This is a genomic window from Curtobacterium phoenicis (genome assembly GCF_047238015.1).
Taxonomy (GTDB): domain Bacteria; phylum Actinomycetota; class Actinomycetes; order Actinomycetales; family Microbacteriaceae; genus Curtobacterium.
The window spans coordinates 1,786,306-1,810,602 of the sequence record NZ_JBDFLZ010000002.1 but is presented as its reverse complement, the minus strand read 5'-3'; the positions used below and the strand labels follow the sequence as shown (position 1 = coordinate 1,810,602).

Here is a 24,297-nt window from a genome sequence, read left to right as displayed (position 1 = left end):
TCAGACCAGGCAGCGCGGCCCGAGCAGGCTCTTCAGTTCACCGAAGAGGTCGGGCGTCAGGTTGACCGGGAACGGCAGCTCGAACGTCCGGGCGACGTCGTCCTTGAGGAGCTTCAACCGCACCTCGGTCGCGCCGCTGTGCCGCCCGAGGACCGCCGCGAGCTCGGTGACGATCTCGGTCGTCGCCTGACGCTCGGGCAGGCTGAGGGTCAGCGGGCCGGAACCCATGACGTCGCCCACGTTCGGCTGGAACATGCTCACCGCGTGCAGGGCCTTGCCGTCGTCGCGGACGTTCACCCGCCCACGGAGCACGACGATCGAGTCCGCCACCAGGGACGGGCCGAACTCCTGGTAGGTCTTCCCGAGGAACATCACGCCGATCTCGCCGCCGAAGTCCTCGATCTGCACGATGCCGTACGGGTTGCCGGACGACTTCGCCACGCGGTGCTGCACGCTCGTCAGGAGGCCCGCGACCGTGACGGTCTCGCCCTCGACCGAGTCGTCGGCGCCGATGAGGTCGGCGATGGTGATCGACTGGTGCTTCGCGAGCTCGATCTCGAGGCCGGCCAGCGGGTGGTCGGACACGTAGAGGCCGAGCATGTCGCGCTCGAAGGCGAGCTTGTCGCGCTTGGACCACTCCGGACGGTCGGGCACCTGCGAAACCGGCGCGGCGGACGGCTGCTCCTCGGCGACCTCGGCGAACAGCGAGTCGAAGTCGAACCCGACGTTGCCGTTCGCCTCGTCGCGCTTGACCTTCACCGCGGACTCGACGGCACCCTCGTGGATCTCCACCAGGGAGCGCCGGGTGTTGCCGAACTCGTCGAAGGCGCCGGCCTTGATGAGGGACTCGACCGTGCGCTTGTTCGCGGACGAGATCGGGATCTTGCGGAGGAAGTCGTGGAACGACTCGAACGCGCCCTTCTCGGTGCGGGCCTTCACGATGTCGTCGACGACGTTGAAGCCGACGTTGCGGATGGCGCCCATGCCGAAGCGGATGTCGTCGCCGACGGCCGCGAAGAAGCCGATCGACTCGTTGACGTCCGGCGGCATGACCTTGATGCCCATGCGGCGGCACTCGTTGAGGTACAGCGCGAGCTTGTCGCGGGCGTCGCCGACACTCGTGAGGAGCGCCGCCATGTACTCGGCCGGGTAGTGCGCCTTGAGGTACGCCGTCCAGAACGAGACCACGCCGTACGCCGCCGAGTGCGCCTTGTTGAACGCGTAGTCGGAGAACGGCAGCAGGATGTCCCACAGCGTCTTGATCGCCGCGTCGGAGTACCCGTTGTCCTTCATGCCCTGCTCGAAGCCGGCGAACTGCTTGTCGAGCTCGGACTTCTTCTTCTTGCCCATCGCGCGGCGGAGGATGTCCGCCTGTCCGAGCGAGAAACCCGCGACCTTCTGCGCGATCGCCATGACCTGCTCCTGGTAGATGATCAGACCGTAGGTCTGGTCCAGGATGTCGGCGAGGGGCTCGGCGAGCTCGGGGTGGATCGGCGTGATCGCCTGCTCGCCGTTCTTGCGGAGCGCGTAGTTCGTGTGCGAGTTCGCACCCATGGGCCCAGGACGGTACAGGGCGATGAGCGCGGAGATGTCCTCGAAGTTGTCCGGCTTCATCAGCCGGAGCAGGCCTCGCATCGGCCCGCCGTCGAGCTGGAACACGCCGAGGGTGTCACCGCGCTGCAGGAGCTTGTAGGCCTCTTCGTCCTCGAGCCCCATCGTCTCGAGGTCGAGCTCGATCCCCCGGTTCGTCCGGATGTTGTCGAGCGCGTCGCTGATGATCGTGAGGTTGCGGAGCCCCAGGAAGTCCATCTTGATCAGGCCGAGCGACTCCGCTGCCGGGTAGTCGAACTGCGTGACGATCTGGCCGTCCTGCTCCCGCTTCATGATCGGGATGATGTCGATCAGCGGGTCGCTCGACATGATGACGCCGGCCGCGTGGACGCCCCACTGGCGCTTCAGCCCCTCGAGCCCGAGCGCGGTGTCGAAGACGGTCTTCGCTTCCGGGTCGGTCTCGACCACGGTGCGGACGTCGACGGCTTCCTTGTAGCGCGGGTGGTCCTTGTCGAAGATCCCGGTGAGCGGGATGTCCTTGCCCATCACGGGCGGCGGCATCGCCTTCGTGAGCTTCTCGCCCATGCCGAACGGGAAGCCGAGGACGCGCGAGGAGTCCTTCAACGCCTGCTTCGCCTTGATGGTGCCGTACGTCACGATCTGCGCGACGCGCTCGGAGCCGTACTTCTCGGTGACGTACTTGATCGCCTCACCGCGGCGCCGGTCGTCGAAGTCGACGTCGAAGTCGGGCATCGAGACGCGGTCCGGGTTGAGGAAGCGCTCGAAGATCAGGCCGTGCCGGATCGGGTCGAGGTCGGTGATGCGCATCGCGTACGCCACCATCGAGCCGGCACCGGAACCACGGCCGGGGCCGACGCGGATGCCGTTGTTCTTCGACCAGTTGATGAAGTCGGCGACCACGAGGAAGTACCCCGGGAAGCCCATCTGGTTGATGATGCCGACCTCGTAGTCGGCGCGCTCCTGCACCTCGGGCGTGATGCCGTCCGGGTAGCGGTACTCGAGGCCCTTTCGGACCTCTTTCTCGAACCAGGAGTGCTCGGTCTCGCCCTCGGGCACCGGGAACTTCGGCATGTAGTTCGCGGCGGTGTCGAACTCGACGTTGCACCGCTCGGCGATGAGCAGCGTGTTGTCGCAGGCCTCCGGCGTGTCGCGGAAGAGGTGCCGCATCTGCTGCGGGGTCTTCAGGTAGAACTCGTCGGCGTCGAACTTGAAGCGGTTCGGGTCGTTTAGGGTCGCGCCGGACTGCACGCAGAGGAGCGCGGCGTGGGACTTCGCGTCGTGGGCGTGCGTGTAGTGGAGGTCGTTCGTGCCGACCAGCGGGATCCCGAGGTCCTTCGCGAGGCGGATGAGGTCGCTCATGATCCGACGCTCGATCTCGAGCCCGTGGTCCATGATCTCGGCGAAGTAGTTCTCCTTGCCGAAGATGTCGCGGTAGTCCGCCGCTGCCTTGACCGCTTCGTCGTACTGGCCGAGCCGCAGGCGCGTCTGGATCTCCCCCGAGGGGCAGCCCGTCGTCGCGATGATGCCCTCGTGGTACTGCTCGAGCAGCTCGATGTCCATGCGGGGCTTGAAGTAGTACCCCTCGATCGAGGCCCGGCTCGACAGCCGGAAGAGGTTGTGCATGCCCGTCGTGTTCTCGGCGAACATCGTCATGTGCGTGTAGGCACCGGAACCGGAGACGTCGTCCCCGCCGCCGTCGCCCCAGCGCACACGGGTCTTGTCGGAGCGGTGCGTCCGGGGCGTGATGTACGCCTCGGTCCCGATGATCGGCTTGACGCCGCCGGCCTTCGCGGCCTTCCAGAACTCGAACGCGCCGAACATGTTGCCGTGGTCGGTGACGGCGACGGCGGGCATGCCCTGCGCGGCCGTCTCGGCCACGAGGTCCCCGAGACGTGCGGCGCCGTCGAGCATCGAGTACTCGCTGTGCACGTGCAGGTGGACGAAGGAGTCGGAATCCGACACGGAACCTCCGGTTCGCGGGAGCTGCTGCGGTGTGGGAACAGCCTAACCGCGACCACCCACATCCTCGGCGCGTCGACGCGGCGGTGCGTGCGTGCACGGCGACACGCGCGGGCACGCATCGCCGAGGTCGCACGACGTGCCGCGTGCGTGCCGCCGAGGTCGCGCGGAGTGTCGCCTCGGACAGTCGAGAGCGACACATCGTGCGACCTCGGCGACCGCGGTCGGGCGCGTCGGCCGCACCCCCGACCGAGCCGTGCCGCGCGCCGCCGCAGCGCGTCGCGTCGACCGCCGCCGCACCCCCGACCGTGCCGTGCCGTGCCGCGCCCGGCTTCACCGCACCAGCGGCAGCCAGATGTCGTCCACGATCTCGACGATCCGTCGATCCGGCAGCGTCCGCAGCGACATCATCAGGTCGTGCCGCACGAGGTCCGACGGCAGCGACGCGATCCCGTCCGGCCAGTCCCGCCGCGGGATCTCCCCGCGCTCCGCCGCCCGCTCGAGCATCACCCGCCCGATCGTCGAGCGTCCGCCGAGCAGCCGGTCGCGGAGGTCCCCCGGTGACATCCCCGTCTCCTGGTTGATGCTCGCCATGTAGACGCTGATCGCCGCCATGAACCCGGACCGCGAGGCGTTGAAGTCCCGCAGGGCGCGGAGGACGTCGCCGCGGAGCGACCCGGTGTCGACGAGCTCGCGGCGCCGGAACAGCCCGCCGTGCTGGAGGGCGGCGAGCACGAGGTCGACCTTCGTCGGCCACCGTCGGTAGAGGACGGGCTTCGACGTCGCCGCCCGGGCCGCCACGCCGTCGAACGTCAGCGCCGGGTAACCGACCGTCTGCAGCTCCGTCCACGCGGCGTCGAGCAGCGCGGTCTCGAGTTCTTCCCCGCGGCGACGCGTCTTCGCAAGATCCACTTGCGTATCTTAGCGCGCGGGTCTACGGTCAGCCTCGTTAAGAAACGAATCCGTATCCAAGGAGCATCGTGGACCGATCCCTCTCCAGACTCGCCGTCGCCCTCGTCGTGGGTGCGATGGCACCGTTGTTCGACTCGACGATCGTCAGTGTCGCCCTGCACACCCTCGCGCGCGACCTCCACGCCGGCGTCCACGCCGTCCAGTGGGTGAGCACGGGGTACCTCCTCGCGATGGGCGTCACCGTGCCGGTCGTCGGCTGGCTCCAGCACCGCCTCGGCGGACGTCGGCTCTGGATGGCCGCGCTCGTGGTGTTCCTCGTCGGCAGCATCCTCTGCTCGCTCGCCTGGGACGTCACGAGCCTCGTCGTGTTCCGGGTCGTGCAGGGCGTGGGCGCCGGCGCGATGATGCCGCTCCTCACCACGCTGCTCGTGCAGGCTGCCGGTGGCCGGGACGTCGGTCGCCTCATGGCCGTCGTGTCGCTGCCGACGGCGCTCGGGCCGATCCTCGGGCCGGTGATCGGCGGGTTGGTCCTCGGCGCGGGTCCATGGCAGTGGCTGTTCTGGGTGAACGTGCCGTTCGCCGCCGTCGGACTCGTCCTCGCGCGGGTGTGCATCCCCGCGGACGGCCCGACGGGCGCCGGACGGCTCGTCGGACTCGTGCTGCTGTCCCCCGGCGTCGTGGGCGTCCTCTTCGGTCTGAGCAACGCGAGCCGGGCAGGGGGCTTCGGCCGCCCCGACGTGTGGGCCCCGCTGGCGGCCGGGGTGGCCTTGCTCGTCCTCTTCGTGCTCCGCGCCACCCACCGCGGGAGCCGGTCCCTCGTCGACCTCACCCTGCTGCGGCACCGTCCGCTGGCAGCGGCGTCGCTCGGGATGTTCCTGATGGGGGCGTCCCTCTACGGCGGGATGCTGCTGCTTCCGCTGTCGTTCCAGGAGCTCCGCGGCGCCGACGCCCTCGGGGCCGGACTGCTCCTCATCCCGCAGGGCGTCGGCTCGCTGCTCAGCCGCTCGCTGGCCGGCCGCCTGACGGATCGGCTGGGTGCACGCTGGGTCGCGGTCGTCGGCTTCGCGGTGGTGCTCGTGGCGACGATCCCGTTCGCCCTGACCGACGGGAACACGCCCGTGTGGATGACGAGCGCCGTGCTCGTCGTGCGGGGCATCGGGCTCGGGGCGGTCATGATCCCGATCATGGCCGTGGGCTTCACCGGACTCGCGAAGCCGGAGATGCCGCACGCGAGCACGATCACCCGCCTCGCACAGCAACTCGGAGGCGCGTTCGGCACCGCCGTCCTGGCGGTGGTCCTCTCCGGAGCGGCAGCGGGCGGACACCCGGTCGCGGCCTTCCACGAGGCGTTCTGGTGGGCGATCGCGATCACCGCGCTGGCGACCGCGACGGCGCTCCTCCTCCCCGGACGTCGGCCCGTGGAGCCGGCCCCGCCGTCCAGCGTGCCGACGGCCGTGGGCGCGATCCGCTGACGGACGGGAGGCGCGGTGCAGCCCGGCACCGCGCCTCCCGTCCGTCGTCGGGTCGCGCCACGTGCGGTGCGCGACGCCGAGCGCGCACAGCGCCCCCGCCGAGGTCCCACGACTCGCCGCCCGCGTGTTGCTGAGGTTCCGCCAACCGGCCGTGCGCGCCGCGAGATGCCAGCATTTCGGAACCTCGGCGCGGCTCGCGGTCCGGGCGACGCGGACCCGGCGGGGCGCCCCCCCCGGTGCCCTACGCGGCGCGGATGCGGTCGAGCGCCACCTGCAGGTCGTCGGGGTACGCGGCGGAGAACTCCACCCAATCCCCCGTGCGCGGGTGCTCGAACCCGAGCCGCACGGCGTCGAGCCACTGCCGCGTGAGTCCGAGCTCGTTCGCGAGCACCGGGTCAGCCCCGTACATCGTGTCGCCCACGAGCGGGTGCCGCGTCGCCGCCATGTGTACGCGGATCTGGTGCGTGCGGCCGGTCTCGAGGTGCACCTCGAGCAGGGTCGCCGCCCGGAAGGCCTCGAGGGTCTCGTAGTGCGTGACGCTCGGCTTGCCGTCCGCCGTCACCGCGAACTTCCAGTCGCTCGACGGGTGCCGGCCGATGGGCGCGTCGATCGTGCCGGAGGTCGGGTCGGGGTGGCCCTGGGCGAGCGCGTGGTAGACCTTGTCGACCGTGCGCTCCTTGAACGCCCGCTTCAGGTGCGTGTACGCGAGCTCGGTCTTGGCGACGACCATGAGCCCCGACGTCCCCACGTCGAGCCGGTGCACGATGCCGGCACGTTCGGCGGCGCCCGACGTCGCGATGGTGAAGCCCGCTGCGGCGAGGCCCCCGGGGACGGTCGGCCCGTCCCATCCGGGCGACGGGTGCGCCGCGACCCCGATCGGCTTGTCGACGACGACGATGTCCTCGTCGTCGTGCACGATCGTCATGCCCGGCACCTCGACCGGGACGATCCGCGGGGCCTCCTTCGGCGTCCACTCGACCTGCAGCCACGAGTCGGCGTGCAGCCGGTCGGACTTGTCCGCGGTGACGCCGTCGACGGTCACGCCGCCAGCGGCGACGACGTCAGCCGCGAAGGAGCGGCTGAAGCCGAGCAGCTTCGCGATGGCGGCGTCGACGCGTTCACCGGCGAGTCCGTCGGGGACGGGCAGCGATCGGGATTCGGTCACGGACGGCTCCTCACGTCGCGTCGTGACCGAGCTGGTCGCGGCCGAGCTGGTCGCGGCCGTGCTGGTCGCTGCCGTGCTGCTCGCTGCCGTCGCGCATCGAGCGCGGGTCCTCGACGAGCGGCCGGGAGGCGCTGCCCGCTCCCGCCCCGCTGGTCGCGACCGCGGCGTCCTGCTCGCGTCGCTGCTTCTCGCTGACCGCGCGCGTCCCGTCGAGGTTCACCCCGAGGATGACGAGGAGCACGAAGATCACCATGCTCACGCAGATGAAGGAGTCGGCGATGTTGTAGATCGCGGGCATCATCCACGGCGTCGAGATGAAGTCCACGACGTGTCCGCGGCCGAACCCCGGCTCACGGAAGAGCCGGTCGAGCAGGTTGCCGAGCGCGCCCCCGAGCAGCATGCCGAGGACGATCGCCCACCACATCGAGCGGATCCGTCGGGCGAACACGATGATCGCGACGACGACGGCCGCCGAGACGATCGAGAACACCCACGTCATGTTCACCGCGAACGAGAACGCGGCCCCGGGGTTCCGGACGTAGAAGAACTGCAGGGCGTTGCCGAGCACCGCCACGGGCCGGCCGTACGGCAGGTTCGCGACGACGAGCGCCTTGACGACCTGGTCGAGCGCCACGACGACGACAGCGGCGAAGGCCAGTGCCGCGATCGCGCGGACACTGACCTTCGCTCGTGGTGCTGGTCGTGACAACGTCAGTTGCCGACGCCCGAGGCAGAGGCCGGGGCGAACCCGGACTGCTCGGTGCCGCCAGAGGTCTCGAGCTCGTTGAGCTGCCCCTGGATGTAGCTCTTCAGCTGAGCGCGGTAGTCGCGCTCGAACGTGCGGAGCTCGTCGATCTTGCCCTCGAGCTGGCGCTGCTCCTGCTCGAGCACCGCGACACGCTGACGGTTCGTGTTCTCGGTGTCGGCGATGATCTGACGCTGCTTGGCCTCGGCGTCGGAGACGAGGCGGGCGGCCTGCGCGGTGCCCTCGGCGATGAGCGCGTCACGCTTCTCGATGCCCTCGCGGACGTGCTCCTCGTGCAGACGACGAGCGAGCGTGAGGAGGTTCGTGGTGCCCTCGGTGTCCTCGTCCGGGGAGACCGTGGCTGCGGGCGCGGCAGCAGCGGCGACCGGCGCGGGCTCCGGAGCGGCGGCGACGGGGGCCGGCTCGGGCTCAGGGGTCGGGGCGGGCTGCTCGGTCGCGGCCGGCTTCGGTGCCGACTCGGCGGCCTGCAGGCGCTGGCGCAGCTCCTCGTTCTCCGCGGTCAGGCGACGGAGCTCGACCACGACCTCGTCGAGGAAGTCGTCGACCTCGTCCTGGTCGTAGCCCTCGCGGAACTTCGTCGGCTGGAACCGCTTGTTGACTACGTCTTCCGGCGTCAAAGCCATTGCCGTCACCTCAATAGAACTGCTGAACGTGTGGAACCACTACCGGTGCGACCGAATCTACCAGTCGTACCGCGTGGTGCGGATGCCGCGCCGGAGCGGGCATCGATCCCGACCACCGTACACCGACGGGGGTGGGGAGTCGTCACCGCGCCTGGCGTGGCGCGTGTCGGGGCTGCCGATCAGGTCGAAGCCGCGATGAGCAGTCCGACGATGAACCGGACGATGATCGCGACGAGCAGCACGATCGTCCAGCCGAAGTCGAGCGCGACCGGTCCCATCCGCATGGGCGGGAGGAGTCGACGCACGAAGCGGATGGGCGGGTCCGTGACCGTGTAGACCACGTCCGCGACGACGAGCATGCCGCCACGGGGACGCCACTGCCGGTTGAAGGTCTGCACGAGGTCCAGGGCGAACCGGCCCCAGAGCACGATGATGTACAGCAGGAGTGCGTAGTACAGGACCAGGAGGATCGCGGTCACGGTGGGGCTCGCTCGTCTCGGGTGACCGTCAGCCGTGCTGCGTGCTCACGGGATGTCGGTCACGGGCGGGTGGGCCGGCCGGTACGACGCAGGCGGTGAGCACGCGCCGGGTCCGGCTCAGGACTGGGCGAAGAAGTTCGCCTCGATGTCGGACTCTACCTCAGGCGCCTCACCGCTCACTGCGACGTGGGCCGGGGAGAGCAGGAAGACCTTGTTGGTGACGCGCTCGATCTTGCCGTACAGGCCGAGCGACAGCCCCGACGCGAAGTCGATCATGCGGCGCGCGTCGGCCTCGGTCATCTGCGTGAGGTTGATGATCACGGGGATGCCGTCGCGGAAGCTCTCGGCGATGGACTGCGCGTCCTTGTACTCGCGGGGGTGGACGGTGAGGATCTCGTTCATTTCCTGGACCGGGGTCGCCTTCTGTGCGGTCGTGTGCGAGCGGCGGAGCGGGGTGACCTGGGCACCGCGCTGCGCGGTGTGCGCCTTGGGCTCGGGAGCCGGGGTCGGTGCGGGCGCAGCCGCCGCCGGGGCCTCCTGGGCAGCCGGAGCGGGAGTCGTGGCCGGAGCCGCCTGGGAACGCGCCGGGGCGGCCTGCGGCTCGTCCTCGTACTCGAGTTCCTCGTCGGCGAGGCCGAGGTAGACCATCGTCTTCTTCAGCGGACCAGCCATGGTTCCTCCCGGGTTCGTGCTCGTGGTTGCCCTGCTGTCGAGGCTACGGTGCGTCCGGGCGTTTCCCCGTGATTGCGGTCCCGATCCGGAGGTGTGTCGCGCCCTCGGCGATCGCCTCCGCGTAGTCGCCGCTCATGCCGGCGCTGATGTCCGTGGCATCGGGTGCGAGCGAGACCACGCGCTCCGAGATCCCCCGCAGCCGGGCGAACGCCGCGCGGGGCTCCTCGTCGAGCGGCGCGACCGCCATCACACCCCGGAGCCGGATCGTCCCGGTCCCGAGCACCCGCTCGACCATGGCTTCGACGGCGTCCGGTCGGACTCCGCCGCGGTCCGGGTCGTCCGTGAGGTTGACCTGCACGAAGCCGTCGATCACGGGCGGTTCCGGATCGGCGTCGGTCGGGGCGAACGCGTCCACCACCGAGTCCCGGTCGAGCGACTGCACGACGTGCGCGTACCGGCGCACCTGCCGCGCCTTCTTCGACTGCAGCTGCCCGACGAAGTGCCACGTGAGCGGCAGGTCGGCGAGCTCCGCGGCCTTCGCCTGTGCCTCCTGGTGGCGGTTCTCCCCCACGTCGGTGACGCCGAACGCGGCGAGCTCGCGGACGAGCGACGCCGGCTGGTACTTCGTCACGACGATGAGCGTCAGCTCGTCGGGGCCGCGCCCCGCGACCCGCGCCGCGTCGGCGATGCCGCTCCTGACGGACGCGAGACGCGCCTCCAGTCCGTCGTCTGGTGACGAGTCGGACGGGAGGCGCGGATCACCTGCCACGGCAGTGTCACTTCAGGAAGTCGGGGACGTCGAGCTCGTCGTCGTCGTCGTCGAACGCCGGGTCGGCGGCGCGCTGCGCCGGCGCCTCGTGCTCCTGCGACGCCCAGGAGGACGACGAGTCCTCGATGGCACCGGTCGCACCGGCGGCACCGGCCGAGGCGCCGGCGGACGCGCCGCCGTCCGCCTCGACCCAGCTCGAGCGGCGCTCCTTCTGCTGCGCGGTCGGCTCGCCGCCGTCGAAGCCCGCGGCGATGACGGTCACGCGGACCTCGTCGCCGAGGGTGTCGTCGATGACCGCACCGAAGATGATGTTCGCCTCGGGGTGCACGGCCTCCTGCACCAGGCGGGCTGCGTCGTTGATCTCGAAGATGCCGAGGTTCGAGCCACCCTGGATCGAGAGCAGCACGCCGTGCGCACCGTCGATCGAGGCCTCGAGCAGCGGGCTGGCGACGGCGAGCTCGGCGGCCTTGATCGCGCGGTCGGCTCCCCGCGAGGACCCGATGCCCATGAGCGCCGAACCGGCACCCTGCATGACCGACTTGACGTCGGCGAAGTCGAGGTTGATGAGGCCGGGGGTCGTGATGAGGTCGGTGATGCCCTGGACGCCGGCGAGGAGGACCTGGTCGGCGGTCGCGAAGGCCTCCACCATCGAGATGCCCCGGTCGGAGATCTCGAGGAGGCGGTCGTTCGGCACGACGATGAGCGTGTCGACCTCGTCCTTGAGCGACGCGACGCCGTTCTCGGCCTGGGACTGCCGGCGCTTGCCCTCGAAGCTGAACGGCTTCGTGACGACACCGATGGTCAGCGCGCCGATCGACTTCGCGATGCGGGCGACCACGGGAGCACCACCCGTACCGGTCCCGCCGCCCTCGCCCGCGGTGACGAAGACCATGTCGGCACCCGCGAGGGCCTCCTCGATCTCCTCCGCGTGGTCCTCGGCGGCGCGACGGCCGACCTCGGGGTCCGCGCCGGCACCGAGGCCGCGCGTGATCTCGCGACCGACGTCGAGCTTGACGTCGGCGTCGCTGAGCAGCAGGGCTTGCGCGTCGGTGTTGATGGCGATGAACTCCACGCCGCGGAGGCCGAGCTCGATCATGCGGTTCACGGCGTTGACACCGCCGCCGCCGACACCGACGACCTTGATGACGGCGAGGTAGTTGTGGTTCGTGGTCACGTCAGTCCGGCCTCCGGTTGAACCCTCAACCTCTACTTGAAAGTCAGGGTTTTTGCTGCTAGGTGTGGTGCTTGCGTCGACGCTACGGGTGCCCTCCCGACGAGGCACAGCCGCCACGCCGCGTGTCGCCCGATTCCGCCCGACTCCGGTGCCCGGGGCGGGCCGGAGGACTACTTCGCCGAGCGGATCACGCCGTTGTCCGGCGCGCTGACGTCGTACTCGACGACCGACCCCGGGTCGCGGGCCTCGTGGTCCTTCACGAGCGCGGCCAGGAGCCGGGCCTTCGCGTCCGACGAGTCGGGGCTCCCCCAGACGACCTTCGAGCCGTCCTGCAGGGTCAGCGTGACGTCGTCCGCAGTGGAGGCCTTGACCGCCTTCGTCTGCGAACGGACCGACGACGGGAGCGCCAGGACCACCTCGGACATGGTGCGGAACACCGTTGACCCGAGCTCCGCGCTGCCGATGTCGGCGAGGGGCATCGACGCCGGGCGGTCCTTCGCCGACTGCACGACGATGCCGGCCGGGTCGACGAGGTCGAACGTGCGGCCGGACTTCACCGCGACCACGGGCGTGCGCTCGGTGACGGTCACGACGAGGGTGTGCGGTGGGGCTTCTTCCGTGACGTAGCTCTCGATGAGCGGGAACCGGGCGATGTCGCGCTTCACCTCGTCGAAGTCGAGCCGGGCGAGCGGCGTGCCGATCTGGCCGGACAGCGCCCGTCGCAGCGCCGCGTCGTCCACCCGGTTCGTGCCCTTGACCTCGATCGTCTGCAGCGCCATGAGCGGCGAGTACACCGCGACGAGGATCGACGCGCCAAGCACGACGACGATGGAGGCCGCGGTGATCCAGGCGGCACGGCGGTGACGACTGCGGCGGGTGAACCGGCGGACCTCGGCACGTTCGAGGAGGCGGCGGCGACGCTTGGCGATCCGGGCCTCACGAGCGGTCTCGGCGGCGCGGACCTTCGTCCCGATCGGGGTCTCGAGGACGTCGGTCACTCGCGCGTCGCCGTGTGCCGACTCCTCCGCGTCGTCCGCGCGGGGACGGGCCGTGTTCCGCTCGGCGGACGGGTGGTCCTCGTCCGGCGCGTACTCCCGGAGGCGTCCGGCGACCGACGACAGCCCGGCACCCAGGCGGCGGCCGGCCGCGCCGGCCAGGGCGGACGCGCGATCACGCGAGCTCGACGGCTCTTCGGCCCGGTCCCCGGCGTCCCCGGGGACGGTGGCCGGCGGGGCGGGGTCGATCCGTGCCTCCAGGCCGTCCCCTGGGGACTGCGCGACCGGACGGCGCGGCGGACGGGGGGCACGACGTTGCCGGGGCGCCGGGGCGCCCTCGTCGGGAGCGGCCTTCTCCGGACGCTCGTCGAACCCCTCGGGACGCTTCACCGGGACTGCGCTCCCTCGTGCAGTGCGTCGAGCACCTGCGGGATGATCCGGTACACGTCGCCGCAGCTGAGGGTCATGATGAGGTCACCGTCCTGCGCGACCGCGGCCGCGCGGGCCGAGGCCTCGTCCCAGTCGGGCAGGAAGTCCACGCGGGACTGGTCCGCGAAGCGCTCCTGGACGAGGGCGCCCGTGACGCCCGGCTCCGGGTCCTCACGCGCACCGTAGACGTCCAGGACGACGGTGTGGTCCGCGAGCTCCTCGTACACCTTCGCGAAGTCGCCGGCCATGAGCCGCGTGCGCGAGTAGAGGTGCGGCTGGTGGATCGCGATGATCCGCCCGTCACCGACGACGTTGCGTGCCGCCCGCAGGGCCGCCGCCACCTCGGTCGGGTGGTGCGCGTAGTCGTCGTACACCGACACCCCGCGCTCGACGCCGTGCAGCTCGAAGCGTCGCTGGGTGCCGCCGAAGGCCTCGATCCCGCGGATCGCGTCGGCGGGCTCGACGCCGAGGCCGGTGAGGACCGCGAAGGCACCGACGGCGTTCACGGCGTTGTGCCGGCCGGGCACGCGCAGGGTCAGGTGGTGTGCCTCGCCACCGGCGCGGAAGTCGACCTCGACGCCGGCGGACTCGGTGATGCGCTCGATGCGGACGTCGGCGTCGGCAGCTTCGCCGAACGTGACGATCTCCGGCGCGTCGGGGCGGGCACGGACACCCGCGGTGACGCGCTTGGCCTCGCCGTCGTCGCTCGAGATGACCAGGCGCTCGGAGGCCTTCGCGGCGAAGTCGACGAACGCCTCGGTGAACGCCTCCTCGCTGCCGTAGTGGTCGAGGTGGTCGGCGTCGACGTTCGTGACGAGCGCCACGGCGACGTCGTACAGCAGGAAGGAGCCGTCGGACTCGTCGGCCTCGACGACGAACAGGTCGCTCGAGCCGGGCGCCGAGCTCGTGCCGAGGGACTGGATCACGCCGCCGTTGACGAAGCTCGGGTCGAGACCGAGCTCGACGAGGGCGGTGACGATCATGCCCGTCGACGTGGTCTTGCCGTGGGCACCCGCGACCGCGACGAGCCGCTGCCCGGCGATGAGCGCCGCGAGGGCCTGGGAGCGGTGCAGCACGGGGATGCCCCGGCGCCGTGCCTCGAGCAGCTCGGGGTTGTCCGGCCAGAGCGCGCTGGTGACGACGATCGTGTCGGCGTCGCCGACGTTCGCGGCGTCGTGACCGATGTGCACGTCGGCGCCGAGCTCGCGCATGGTCTGCGTGGTCGCGGTCTCCCGTGCGTCGCTGCCGCTGACGCGGTGTCCGGCGGCGAGGAACATCCGGGCGATGCCGCTCATCCCGGAGCCGCCGATGCCGACGAAGTGCACGGCACCGAGGTCGTCCGGGATCGGCTGGGTCAGGTCCGGCTTGATGGTCATGGTTCCTCCGTGGTGCGTGCCGCGCGCGACGCGGCGTCGAGGACGAGGTCGGTCATCCGGTCGGCGCCGTCGCGGTGTCCGACGCTCGCGGCGCGGACCGCCATGCTCGCGATGCGGGCGCGGTCCTGCAGGAGCGTCAGGAGTTGGAACGTCACCCAGTCCTGGTCGAATTCCTCGTCGGCGACGAGGACCGCTCCCCCGGCGTCCACGACGTCCTTCGCGTTGTGCCGCTGCTCGCCGTTGCCCACCGGGTACGGCACGAGCACGGCCGGGAGCCCGACGGCGGTGAGCTCGCACACCATACCCGCGCCGGAGCGCGAGACCACGAAGTCGCTCGCGGCGTACGCGAGGTCCATCCGGTCGCAGTACGGCAGCACGTGGTAGCCGTCGAGGTCGCTCGGGCCGATGTCCGACTTCGCGCCGACGACGTGCAACACCTGCCACCCGGCGCCGACGATCGCGGCCGCGCTGCGGTTCACCGTGCGGTTGATGCTCCGGGCTCCAGAGGACCCACCGGTCACGAGCAGCACCGGACGGTTCGCGTCGAGACCGAACTCGGCGAGCCCCTCGGCCCGGCTCGCACGGCGGTCGAGCGACTCGACCTCACGACGGAGCGGCATGCCGACGACGCGGCCGTGACGGAGCCGTGTGTTCGAGAACGTGACGCCGACGTGCTCGGTGAGGAACGCGGCGAGACGGTTCGCGAGCCCCGGCTTGGCGTTCTGCTCGTGCACGACGATGGGCGTCCCGGTGCGTCGGGCGGCGATGTACGCGGGTGCCGCGGCGTAGCCACCGACGCCGAGCACGACGTCGATGCGGTGCTCGCGGATGATCTCCTCGGTCCGCCGGACCGCACGGGCGAAGGCACCGGGGAAGCGCAGGGCCGCGGCGTTCGGCTTCCGCGGGAAGGGCAGGCGCGGGATCGTCAGGAGTTCGTAGCCGCGCATCGGGACGAGTCGGGACTCGAGGCCCTCTGCGGTGCCGAGGACGAGCACCTCGGCGTCGGGGTCGCGTTCGGTCAGCCGGTCGGCGACCGCGAGCAGGGGGTTCACGTGGCCGGCGGTCCCGCCGCCGGCGAAGAGGTACTTGCTCACCGGAGTGTTCCGTTCAGGGTGGTGCGGGCGTCGATGCCGGCGTCGTCGGAGCGCTTGCCCGGCAGCTCCCGCGCGAACGAGAGCACGACGCCGATGCCGACGAGGGTCATGATGAGCGCCGAGCCACCCGCGGAGATGAGTGGCAACGGGACGCCGAGCACCGGCAGGAGTCCGAGGACCACCGCGATGTTCACGAGCGCCTGCCCGATGATCCAGGCGAGGATGCCGCCCGTGACCGTCTTGACGAAGGGGTCGCGGCTCTGGCGGATGACCTTCATCATGCTGATCGCGAGGACCACGAAGAGGGCGAGCACGACGACGGCGCCGATGAGGCCGAGCTCCTCGCCGATGATCGCGAAGATGTAGTCGTTGTCGGCCTCGGGCAGCCAGGACCACTTCGCCTTGGAGTTGCCGAGCCCGACCCCGAAGACCCCGCCGGACGCGAGCGCCCACATGCCGTGCACGGGCTGCCAGCAGAGGTCCTGGTACTGGTTGGAGTCGGTGCAGCCGGAGAGCCAGGCGTTGATGCGGTACGAGCGCGACGCCGAGGTCATCGTGATGAACGGCAGCACGACCGCGATGGTGCCCACGACCACGAGCAGGTGCTTCGCGCGGGCGCCGCCGACGTAGAGGGCGCCGAGGACCAGGATGAGCATGATCATCGCCGTGCCCTGGTCACCGCCGAGGAGCACGAGGCCGAGCGGCAGCACGATGGCGATGCCGATCGGGACGAACAGCTCCTTCCAGTTGTCGAGCTTGTCCCGCTTGACGTACATGATCGCGCCCACCGCGAGGGCGAGTCCGAGCTTCACGGCCTCCGACGGCTGCGCACTGAACGACCCGATGGAGATCCAGTTCCGGTTGCCCTGGATCTCGACGCCGAGGGGCGTGTAGACGAGCAACTGCAGCAGGAGCGCCGCACCGAGGACGGCCATCGCCCACTTCCGCCACGCCCGGGCCGGCACCCGGCTGGCGATGAGCATGAGCGGCACGCCGAGCACCGCGTAGAGACCCTGGCGGGAGGCGGCACCGAAGAAGTCGTGCGTGGCAGCGTACTGCTCGACGCTGGACGACGAGAGCACCATGACGACGCCGAAGACGACGAGGAAGAGCGTGACGCCGAGGATCGTGTAGAACGTCGCCGACTCGGCGACGAACACGTTCTTCACCGCGACGACGGCGCCGGACGGGCGGCGGCGGGACGACGCGCTCGCACTCGGTACACCCCGCGCGGCCGATCCACCGCGCGCGGCCGACGCGCCGCCGGCAGCGCCGCTCGTCGTGCCGCGGGCCGCTGCGCCGCTAGGGCCGTTCGCCGGAAGGTCCGCCATCGCCGTTTCCTCCCAGGTGCTCGTGGACCGCCGCCGCGAACCGACGCCCCCGGTCGGAGTACGAGTCGAACTGGTCGAACGACGCCGCCGCCGGGGCGAGGAGGACCGTGTCGCCCGGCCTCGCGACCGATGCGGCATGCCGGACCGCCTCGGGCATGACCTGATCAGTGTCCGATGCCTCGACCTGCAGGACCGGGACCGACGGCGCGTGTCGCGCGAATGCCTCGAGCACCGGCGAACGGTCGGTGCCGATGACGACGACCCCGCGGACCCCGGGGCCGAAGCGCTCGACGAGCCCGTCGATGTCGACGCCCTTGAACAGCCCGCCGACGATCCACACGACGGTGTCGAACGACGCCAGGGACGCGGTCGCAGCGTGGGGGTTCGTCGCCTTCGAGTCGTCGACCCAGGTGATGCCGTCCGCGGAGGCGACGAGCTCGGTCCGGTGGTGGTCGGCGCGGAAGCCCCGCACGGCCTGCTGGATCGCGGCGGGTTGCACGGTGGCCGCCCGGGCGAGCGCGGCCGCGGCGAGGACGTTCATCGTCATGTGCGGACTCGCGAGCCCCGCTTCCTCGAGGTCGGCGAGGGTCGCGAGCTCGAGGGCGCTGGAGCGGCGGTCCTCGGTGAAGGCGCGGTCGCAGAGGACGTCCTCGACGATCCCGACGTCTCCGGGCGCGGGCACCCCGGGCGTGAAGCCGACGGCACGGCAGCCGTCCACCACGTCGGCGCCCTCGACCATGGTCCGGGTGACCTCGTCGGTCGTGTTGTAGACGCACGCCATGACGGTGCGCTCGTAGACCTTCGCCTTCGCTGCGCGGTAGGCCTCGGCGGACCCGTGCCACTCGAGGTGGTCGTCCGCGATGTTCAGGCAGGCGCTCGCGAGCGGCACGACCGCGCCGTCGCCGCCGTCGGCCATGTAGTGCAGCTGGTGGCTCGACAGCTCGACCACGAGGACGTCGAAGCCGTCGGGGTCGCGCACGACGTCGAGCACGGGCACGCCGATGTTGCCGCAGGACACCGCACGGAGCCCGGCGGCCTCGAACATCGCGGTGGTCAGCTGCGTCGTGGTGGTCTTGCCGTTCGTGCCCGTGATGGTCACCCACGGTGCGGCGACCGGGCCACGGACGACCTTGTCACGGACGCGCCAGGCCAGCTCGATGTCGCCCCAGACCGTGCTGTGCTCGACCGACCAGCGCACCGACGCGTTGTGCGGCGGCAGGCCGGGCGAGACCACGACGACGTCCGGCGACTGCGCGACGAGCGCCTCGGGGACGGTGTCGAGCGTGGTGCGTTCGAAGCGTGCCCCGATCACGTCGAGCAGCTCGACCGTGTCGGCCGGGCCGTCCGGCGCGTACACCGTGACCTCGCTGCCGAGCTCGACCAGGGTGTCCGCGACCGAGAAGCCGGTCGATCCGAGGCCGAGCACGGCGACCCGGAGCCCCTTCCAGCCCTCCGCGTACCAGCTGTCCAGCCCGGCGAGGCGGTCCGTCGCAGGAGCGTCAACCGACACGGGTGATCCACTCCAGGTAGAACAGGCCGACGCCGCCGACGACGCACAGCCCCGCGATGATCCAGAACCGCACGACGACCGTCACCTCGGCCCAGCCCTTGAGCTCGAAGTGGTGGTGCAGCGGACTCATCCGGAAGATGCGCTTGCCGTGCGTGATCTTGAAGTACGCCCGCTGCAGGATCACCGAACCGGTGACGATGAAGAACAGGCCGCCGATGAGGACGAGCAGCAGCTCGGTGCGGCTGAGGACCGCGAGGCCCGCGAGTGCGCCGCCGAGGCCGAGCGAGCCCGTGTCGCCGAGGAAGATCTGCGCCGGCGACGTGTTGTACCAGAGGAAGCCGATCAGCCCACCGACGACGGCCGCGGCGACCACGGCGAGGTCGAGCGGGTTCGACACGGTGTAGCAGGCGTGCGCGGTCGTGTCGTCGAGGCGGGGGCTGCCGCACTGCTGGTTCGACTGCCAGAACCCGATGATGACGTACGAGCCGATCGCGAGGATGCTCGACCCGGTCGCGAGTCCGTCGAGGCCGTCCGCGACGTTGACGCCGTTCGACGTCGACACCGTGAGCAGCACGATCCACGCCAGGAACAGGATCGTGCCGACGACCGTGCCGAGCGCCATGAGGTCGAGCCACGGGATGTCCCGGATGGCGGAGATCATCGTCGACGCCGGCGGCTTGCCGTTGCCGGATGGCACCACGAGGGCGACCGTGGCGAAGATGACGCCGACGATCACCTGGCCGAGCACCTTGGCCCAGCCGCCGAGCCCGAGGCTCCGCTGTCGCCGCACCTTGAGGAAGTCGTCGACGAACCCGACGAACCCGAGACCGACCATGAGGAACAGCACGAGCAGACCGGACAGGGTCACCGAGTCACGGCCGACCAGGTGCCCGACGAAGTAGCCGAGCACCGAGCCGATGATGAGGACGATGCCGCCCATCGTCGCGGTGCCGCGCTTGGTGTGGTGCGACTGCGGGCCGTCGTCGCGGATGAACTGCCCCCACCCGAGACGGTGGAACAGCTTGATGAAGAGCGGCGTCAGCAGCAGCGTGAACACCAGCGACACGGCGCCGGCGACCAGGAGCGCGATCATTCGGTGACTCCTCCGAGTCGGTCTCCGAGGAAGCGCAGTCCGGCGGAGTTCGAGGACTTGACGAGGACCACGTCGCCGGGGCGCAGCATGGTCTCCAGGGTGCGGACGGCCTCGTCGACGTCCTCGGTGAACACGGACTCGCCGTCCCACGATCCCTCGAGGGTTGCGGCCTGGTGGATCGGCATCGCCCCGCGGCCGACGACCACGAGCTGCCCGATGCCGAGCCGGACCACGAGCCGGCCGAGCCGGTCGTGCTCTTCGGTCGCGAACTCGCCGAGCTCGCTCATCTCGCCGAGGACGGCGACGGCGCGCTCCCCCGGTCGCACGATCTGCGCGAGGGTCCGCAGCGCGGCTGCGGTCGAGTCCGGCGACGCGTTGTACGCGTCGTTGATGATCGTCACGCCCTCCGGGCCGCCCGGGAGGATCTCCATGCGCCAGCGCTCGGCTCGCGTCATCGACGCGAGCGCCTCGGCGCCGGTGGCGAGGGGGACGCCCCACAGGTTCGCCACCGTGAGCGCCGCGCTGGCGTTCATCGCGTGGTGTTCCCCGATGATCGCGAGGCGGACGTCGGCGGTCTCGGCGGGGTGGTCCGTGCCTCCCGGCTGGTCGCCGGTGGGCCCTGACAGGGTGAAGCGCGTCCCGGTCCGGTCCGTCTCGATGCCCGCGATGCGGTAGTCGGCGTCGGCCGACGTGCCGAAGCCGACGACGCGGGCGCGCGTCAGGTCGCGCATCGCTGCGACGCGGTCGTCGTCGACGTTGAGGAGTGCCGTGGCGGTCTCCGGGAGGTCGGTGACCATCTCGGACTTGGCCTTCTGGGTGGCCTCGATCCCGCCGAACTCGCCGGCGTGCGCGAGGCCCACCTTGAGGACGACGCCGACGTCGGGCTCCGCGATCGAGACGAGCTTGGCGATGTGGCCCTTGCCGCTCGCGCCCATCTCGACCACGAGGAAGCGGGTGTCGTGGGTGATCCGCAGCATCGAGATCGGTGCGCCGACGTGGTTGTTGAACGAGCCCTTCGGCGCGATCGTCTCGCCCTGGGTCGACAGGATCGTCGCGAGCATGTTCTTCGTGCTCGTCTTGCCGTTCGACCCGGTGATGCCGACGACGCGCAGCGGTGCCGGACGGCCGTCGGCGTCGACGCGGTCGGCGCTCGATGCGCGCACGCGGGCGACGACGTCGTGGGCGAGGGCAGCCAGCGCGGCGTACCCGTCGGCGACGACGATCTGCGGCGCGGTGGTCTCGACGCGCTCGGGCGTGACGATCAACGCGGCACCGGCCTCGGTCGCGGCGGGCACGAAGCGGCGGCCGTCGGTGACCTCGCCGGGGAGGGCGAAGAAGACGCTGCCGGGGCCGACGAGGCGCGAGTCGGTCTCGACCGAGCCCTCGACGACCAGGTCCGTCCGGGCGCCACCGATCAGCTCGCCGTCGACCGCGGCGGCGATCTCGGCGAGGGTCATGGGGATCATCGGGTCTCCTCCACCGGGCCGCTGTTCGGTTCCCAACCGGCTTCGCGGAGCGCCTGGCGGGCCTCGTCGCGGGCCGAGTAGGGCGTGCGGACACCCTGGATGTCGCGGTAGTCCTGGTGGCCGGGGCCGGCCCAGAGGATCGAGTCCCCCTCACCGACCAGGCTCACGGCCGTGCGGATCGCCGCCTCCGGCGGGCTGACCTCGTAGAGCTCGTGGTCCGGGTAGGCCTCGCGTGCGGCGTCGACCAGGGTCTTCCGGATCGACGCGGCGTCCTCGAAGCGCGGGTGGTGGTCGGTGATGACCAGGACGTCGCTGCCGGCGGCGGCGACCCGCGCCATGTCCGCACGCTTCGTGGTGTCGCGGTCGCCGTCGGCACCGAACAGCATGAGGACGCGGCCCGGCGTGAACTGGCGGACGGCGGCGAGGGTGTTCTCGAACGCGTCGGGGCTGTGCCCGAAGTCGACGTAGACGCTCGGGCCGTGCTCACCCGAGACGCGCTCGGTCCGGCCCGGGAGGTAGCACTCGATGGCGCTTGTCCGCTCGCCGCGCTCCTCGCGCTCGTCCTCGTCCGGGTAGCGACGGTGGCCCGTCTCGAGCGCCTGGGCGATCGCACCGAGCTCGAACCCGCCCTCGACGAGCATGACGATCGCGAGCGCGGCGTTGGCGGCCATGTGCCAGCCGATGAGCGGCACACGGGTGGTCAGCTCGCGACCCTCGGGCCCCGTCAGCCGGAACTCCGTGTACGCCGCGTGCGCCGCGACGATGTCGACGTGCCACTCGGCCTCGACCTCGGGGTGCACCGTGATGGTCGTCACCGGGATGCGGGAGTCCTGCACCACGCGGTGGCCCCAGTCGGTGTCGAGCGACACCACACCACGGCGGGCGTGCTCGGGCTGGAAGAGCGGCAGCTTGGCCTGGTAGTACTCCTCCATGTCGGCGTAGTCGTCGAGGTGGTCGTGCGACAGGTTCGTGAACCCGGCGACGTCGAACACGATGCCGTCGACACGGTGGCGGCTGAGCGCCTGTGCGCTGACCTCGACGGCCACGGCACGGACCTCGGCCTCGCGCATGCGGGCGAGGAGCGCGTGCATCTCGCTCGCCTCGGGCGTGGTCAGGCGGCTCGTCACGCTGAGGGAGCCGATGTGCCGCTCGGCCGTGGAGCTCAGCCCGGCGACGAGACCGAGCTGCTTGAGGATGCCCTCGAGGATGTACGAGGTGCTCGTCTTGCCGTTCGTGCCCGTCGTCGCGAAGAGCTGCGGGAGGTCGGTGGCCTCGTCGGGGTGCGTGCGGTAGACCCATGCGGAGACGTCGCCGAGGGCCGCACGCGGGTCGTCGACCACGAGCACGGGCAGACCGGACGGTTCCGCGAGCGCGACACCGTCGGCGTCGGTCAGGACCGCGACCGCACCGCGCTCGGCGGCCTCGGACGCGAACTGGGCGCCGTGGCGGTTCGCGCCGTGCACACCGACGAACAGGTCACCGGGCTGCACCTCGGCAGCGCTCAGGGTGACACCCGTGGTCTCGACGCCGTCGAGCGAGCCGACGACGCGCAGCCCGAAGCCGTTCGCCAGTTCGGCGACCGATCGGGGGGTGGGGTGTTCGGGTCGGAGGACCGGGGGGATCCGTGCGGACAAGTGCTCCTTCTTCCTCACCACGTGGACGGGTACAGCTGCGCCTCGGACGCGGAGGGGGTTACTCGGTACTTCTCGAGCACCTGGGACATGAGGGTTCGGAACGCCGGAGCCGCACCGGACGAGAACTTGCTCGTCTGCGGCTTCGTGAACGTCACCGTGACAACATACTGGGGGTCCTCCGCAGGTGCCATTCCGGCCACCGAGATGATGCGCTGGCTGCCGTAGCCCTTCGACCCCTCGGCGACCTCGGCGGTACCGGTCTTCGCGGCCACGTTGTAGCCCGAGATCGGCTGCATGCCGACGAGTGTCCCGCCCTTGACGACGCTCTGCAGCATCTTCACCGTCTGCTGCGCGGCGCTCGTGGACACGACCCGCTCCGGCTGCACGTCGGGCGCGTCGATCATCTTGCCGTCGGCGGTCTCGCAGCCCTTGACGAAGTGCAGCGGGATCCGGACACCCTGGTTGGCGAGCGTCTGGTAGATGCCGGCGACCTGCAGCGCGGTCGTCGAGATGCCCTGGCCGAACATCGAGTTGATGTTCGTCTGGCTGCTCCAGTCGGGCGACGCGCCGTACTCCATGGCGGGCTGACCCGGGTAGTCGACGGCGCTCTCGGGCTCGAACAGACCGAACTTCTTCATGTACTCGTAGCGCTGCTGCTGCGTCAGGCGTTCTCCGAGTTCGGTGATGCCGACGTTCGAGGAGTCCTGCAGGATGCCCGTGAGGGTGAGCCGCTCGGTCTCGTGGTACTCGGCGTCGTGGATCGACCCGCCCCACGGGAAGCTCCGCGAGTACGGGACCGTGGTGCCGTCCGTCGGGCTCGACTTGCCCTCGTTGATGAGGGCGGCGGCGATCGCGGCCTTGATCGTCGAACCGGGCTCGTACGTGTCGGTGATCGCGCGGGATCCGAACGCGCCCTTGTCGGTGGTCGCGTCCACGTCGTTCGGGTCCACGGTCGGCCAGTCCGCGATCGCGAGGACCTCACCGGTCTTCGCGTTCGTGACCGTCGCCGTCGCGGACTGCGCCTGCAGCTGCTTGCCGGCGGACGCGATCGTCTGGTTCGCCATGTACTGCAGGTCGCTGTCGATCGTCGTCTCGAGCGTCCCACCGTCCTTGGCCTGCTTCGTCGTCACGGTCGAGCCGGGGAGCTGCACGCCGTCCGCACCGCGCTCGTACGTCTGCGAGCCGTTCACCCCGGCCAGGCACTTGTCGTACGCCAGCTCGAGGCCGGCCTGTGCGCCGTCGGTGCCCAGGAAGCCGGTGATGTTCCCGGTGGTCGCTCCGGTCGGGTACACCCGGGCGGCCTGCGGTTCGGCGTAGACCCACGGGATCTGCAGGGCGGTGACGGCTTCATAGTGCTTCACGTCGAGACCCTTGACCAGGTACGCGAAGTCCGACTCCGGGTCGGCCGCGATGTTCTGCCGCATGGTCTTCAGGTCGCCGCCGGAGGCCTTCACGAGGGCGTCCAGCGCGGTGCCGACGCTGACGGACTTCACCCGCGTGCCGCCGAGCTTCCCCTTGAACGTCGACACCAGGCGGGGAGCCGTCGTGATGTTGTACCGGGTGACGCTGTCCGCGAGTTCGACCCCGTTGCGGTCGACGATCGCGCCGCGGTCCCCGTACACCGTGACCGGGATGCTCCGCTTGGCCTCCGACGCCTTGTCGAGGTCGGCCGCCTGCACCACCTGGATGTCGACGAGCCGGACGACGAACACCGCCACGAGGGCGATCACGGCCATCATCACCACGCTGTAGCGCAGTCGTCGGTTGCGAATCGTCTTGGTCACGCGGCGCGGTCCTTCCCGGTGG

19 protein-coding genes are annotated in these 24,297 nt (G+C 70.7%); 1 reads left to right on the top strand and 18 read right to left on the bottom strand.

Annotation, left to right across the window (positions count from 1 at the left end; translation table 11 throughout):
• Both dnaE and ABC270_RS08830 read right to left on the bottom strand, forming a co-directional pair.
• Positions 1–3,483 (bottom strand): DNA polymerase III subunit alpha, encoded by a 3,483-nt coding sequence (gene dnaE / locus ABC270_RS08835; protein WP_412882061.1) that lies wholly within the window; start codon positions 3,481–3,483, stop codon positions 1–3.
• 381 nt (positions 3,484–3,864) lie between these two features.
• Positions 3,865–4,443: a TetR/AcrR family transcriptional regulator gene (locus tag ABC270_RS08830; protein WP_412880442.1), complete on the bottom strand. Its 579-nt coding sequence runs from the start codon at positions 4,441–4,443 to the stop codon at positions 3,865–3,867.
• Between the two features lie 68 nt (positions 4,444–4,511).
• Here ABC270_RS08830 and ABC270_RS08825 point away from each other — a divergent pair, with 68 nt between their 5' ends.
• A complete protein-coding gene (locus ABC270_RS08825; protein WP_412880441.1) occupies positions 4,512–5,915 on the top strand; it encodes an MDR family MFS transporter in 1,404 nt (467 codons plus the stop codon).
• A gap of 241 nt (positions 5,916–6,156) precedes the next feature.
• Here ABC270_RS08825 and ABC270_RS08820 read toward each other — a convergent pair whose 3' ends face one another.
• From ABC270_RS08820 to ABC270_RS08745, 16 genes are all read right to left on the bottom strand, one after another.
• On the bottom strand, positions 6,157–7,080 hold the full coding sequence (locus ABC270_RS08820) for an RluA family pseudouridine synthase (protein ID WP_412880440.1): 924 nt from the start codon (positions 7,078–7,080) through the stop codon (positions 6,157–6,159).
• Between the two features lie 10 nt (positions 7,081–7,090).
• Positions 7,091–7,789, bottom strand: a complete 699-nt coding sequence (gene lspA, locus ABC270_RS08815) for a signal peptidase II (protein ID WP_412880439.1) — start codon at positions 7,787–7,789, stop codon at positions 7,091–7,093.
• A gap of 2 nt (positions 7,790–7,791) precedes the next feature.
• Positions 7,792–8,469 (bottom strand): DivIVA domain-containing protein, encoded by a 678-nt coding sequence (locus tag ABC270_RS08810; RefSeq protein WP_412880438.1) that lies wholly within the window; start codon positions 8,467–8,469, stop codon positions 7,792–7,794.
• A 179-nt stretch (positions 8,470–8,648) separates the two neighbouring features.
• Positions 8,649–8,948: a YggT family protein gene (locus ABC270_RS08805; protein ID WP_412880437.1), complete on the bottom strand. Its 300-nt coding sequence runs from the start codon at positions 8,946–8,948 to the stop codon at positions 8,649–8,651.
• A 117-nt stretch (positions 8,949–9,065) separates the two neighbouring features.
• Positions 9,066–9,620, bottom strand: a complete 555-nt coding sequence (locus ABC270_RS08800) for a cell division protein SepF (protein WP_412880436.1) — start codon at positions 9,618–9,620, stop codon at positions 9,066–9,068.
• Between the two features lie 43 nt (positions 9,621–9,663).
• The gene (locus ABC270_RS08795) at positions 9,664–10,389 is read right to left on the bottom strand and encodes a YggS family pyridoxal phosphate-dependent enzyme (protein ID WP_412880435.1); all 726 of its coding nucleotides are present in this window, start codon (positions 10,387–10,389) and stop codon (positions 9,664–9,666) included.
• 7 nt (positions 10,390–10,396) lie between these two features.
• Complete coding sequence (gene ftsZ / locus ABC270_RS08790) at positions 10,397–11,563, bottom strand: cell division protein FtsZ (RefSeq protein WP_412880434.1); 1,167 nt, start codon at positions 11,561–11,563, stop codon at positions 10,397–10,399.
• Positions 11,564–11,733: 170 nt separating this feature from the next.
• Positions 11,734–12,948, bottom strand: a complete 1,215-nt coding sequence (locus ABC270_RS08785) for a cell division protein FtsQ/DivIB (RefSeq protein WP_412880433.1) — start codon at positions 12,946–12,948, stop codon at positions 11,734–11,736.
• On the bottom strand, positions 12,945–14,363 hold the full coding sequence (gene murC, locus ABC270_RS08780; RefSeq protein ID WP_412880432.1) for a UDP-N-acetylmuramate--L-alanine ligase: 1,419 nt from the start codon (positions 14,361–14,363) through the stop codon (positions 12,945–12,947). The genes ABC270_RS08785 and murC overlap by 4 nt, the downstream gene beginning before the upstream one ends.
• A complete protein-coding gene (murG, locus tag ABC270_RS08775; RefSeq protein ID WP_412880431.1) occupies positions 14,360–15,457 on the bottom strand; it encodes an undecaprenyldiphospho-muramoylpentapeptide beta-N-acetylglucosaminyltransferase in 1,098 nt (365 codons plus the stop codon). Before murG ends, murC begins: the two co-directional genes overlap by 4 nt.
• Positions 15,454–16,788, bottom strand: coding sequence for a putative lipid II flippase FtsW (ftsW, locus tag ABC270_RS08770; RefSeq protein WP_412880430.1), 1,335 nt, complete (start codon positions 16,786–16,788; stop codon positions 15,454–15,456). The genes murG and ftsW overlap by 4 nt, the downstream gene beginning before the upstream one ends.
• Positions 16,760–18,298: a UDP-N-acetylmuramoyl-L-alanine--D-glutamate ligase gene (gene murD / locus ABC270_RS08765; RefSeq protein WP_412880429.1), complete on the bottom strand. Its 1,539-nt coding sequence runs from the start codon at positions 18,296–18,298 to the stop codon at positions 16,760–16,762. Before murD ends, ftsW begins: the two co-directional genes overlap by 29 nt.
• Complete coding sequence (mraY, locus tag ABC270_RS08760; RefSeq protein ID WP_412880428.1) at positions 18,288–19,391, bottom strand: phospho-N-acetylmuramoyl-pentapeptide-transferase; 1,104 nt, start codon at positions 19,389–19,391, stop codon at positions 18,288–18,290. The genes murD and mraY overlap by 11 nt, the downstream gene beginning before the upstream one ends.
• Positions 19,388–20,857 (bottom strand): UDP-N-acetylmuramoyl-tripeptide--D-alanyl-D-alanine ligase, encoded by a 1,470-nt coding sequence (locus tag ABC270_RS08755; protein ID WP_412880427.1) that lies wholly within the window; start codon positions 20,855–20,857, stop codon positions 19,388–19,390. The genes mraY and ABC270_RS08755 overlap by 4 nt, the downstream gene beginning before the upstream one ends.
• The gene (locus tag ABC270_RS08750) at positions 20,854–22,491 is read right to left on the bottom strand and encodes a Mur ligase family protein (protein WP_412880426.1); all 1,638 of its coding nucleotides are present in this window, start codon (positions 22,489–22,491) and stop codon (positions 20,854–20,856) included. The genes ABC270_RS08755 and ABC270_RS08750 overlap by 4 nt, the downstream gene beginning before the upstream one ends.
• A gap of 14 nt (positions 22,492–22,505) precedes the next feature.
• On the bottom strand, positions 22,506–24,275 hold the full coding sequence (locus ABC270_RS08745; RefSeq protein ID WP_412880425.1) for a peptidoglycan D,D-transpeptidase FtsI family protein: 1,770 nt from the start codon (positions 24,273–24,275) through the stop codon (positions 22,506–22,508).
• Positions 24,276–24,297: the final 22 nt, after the last annotated feature.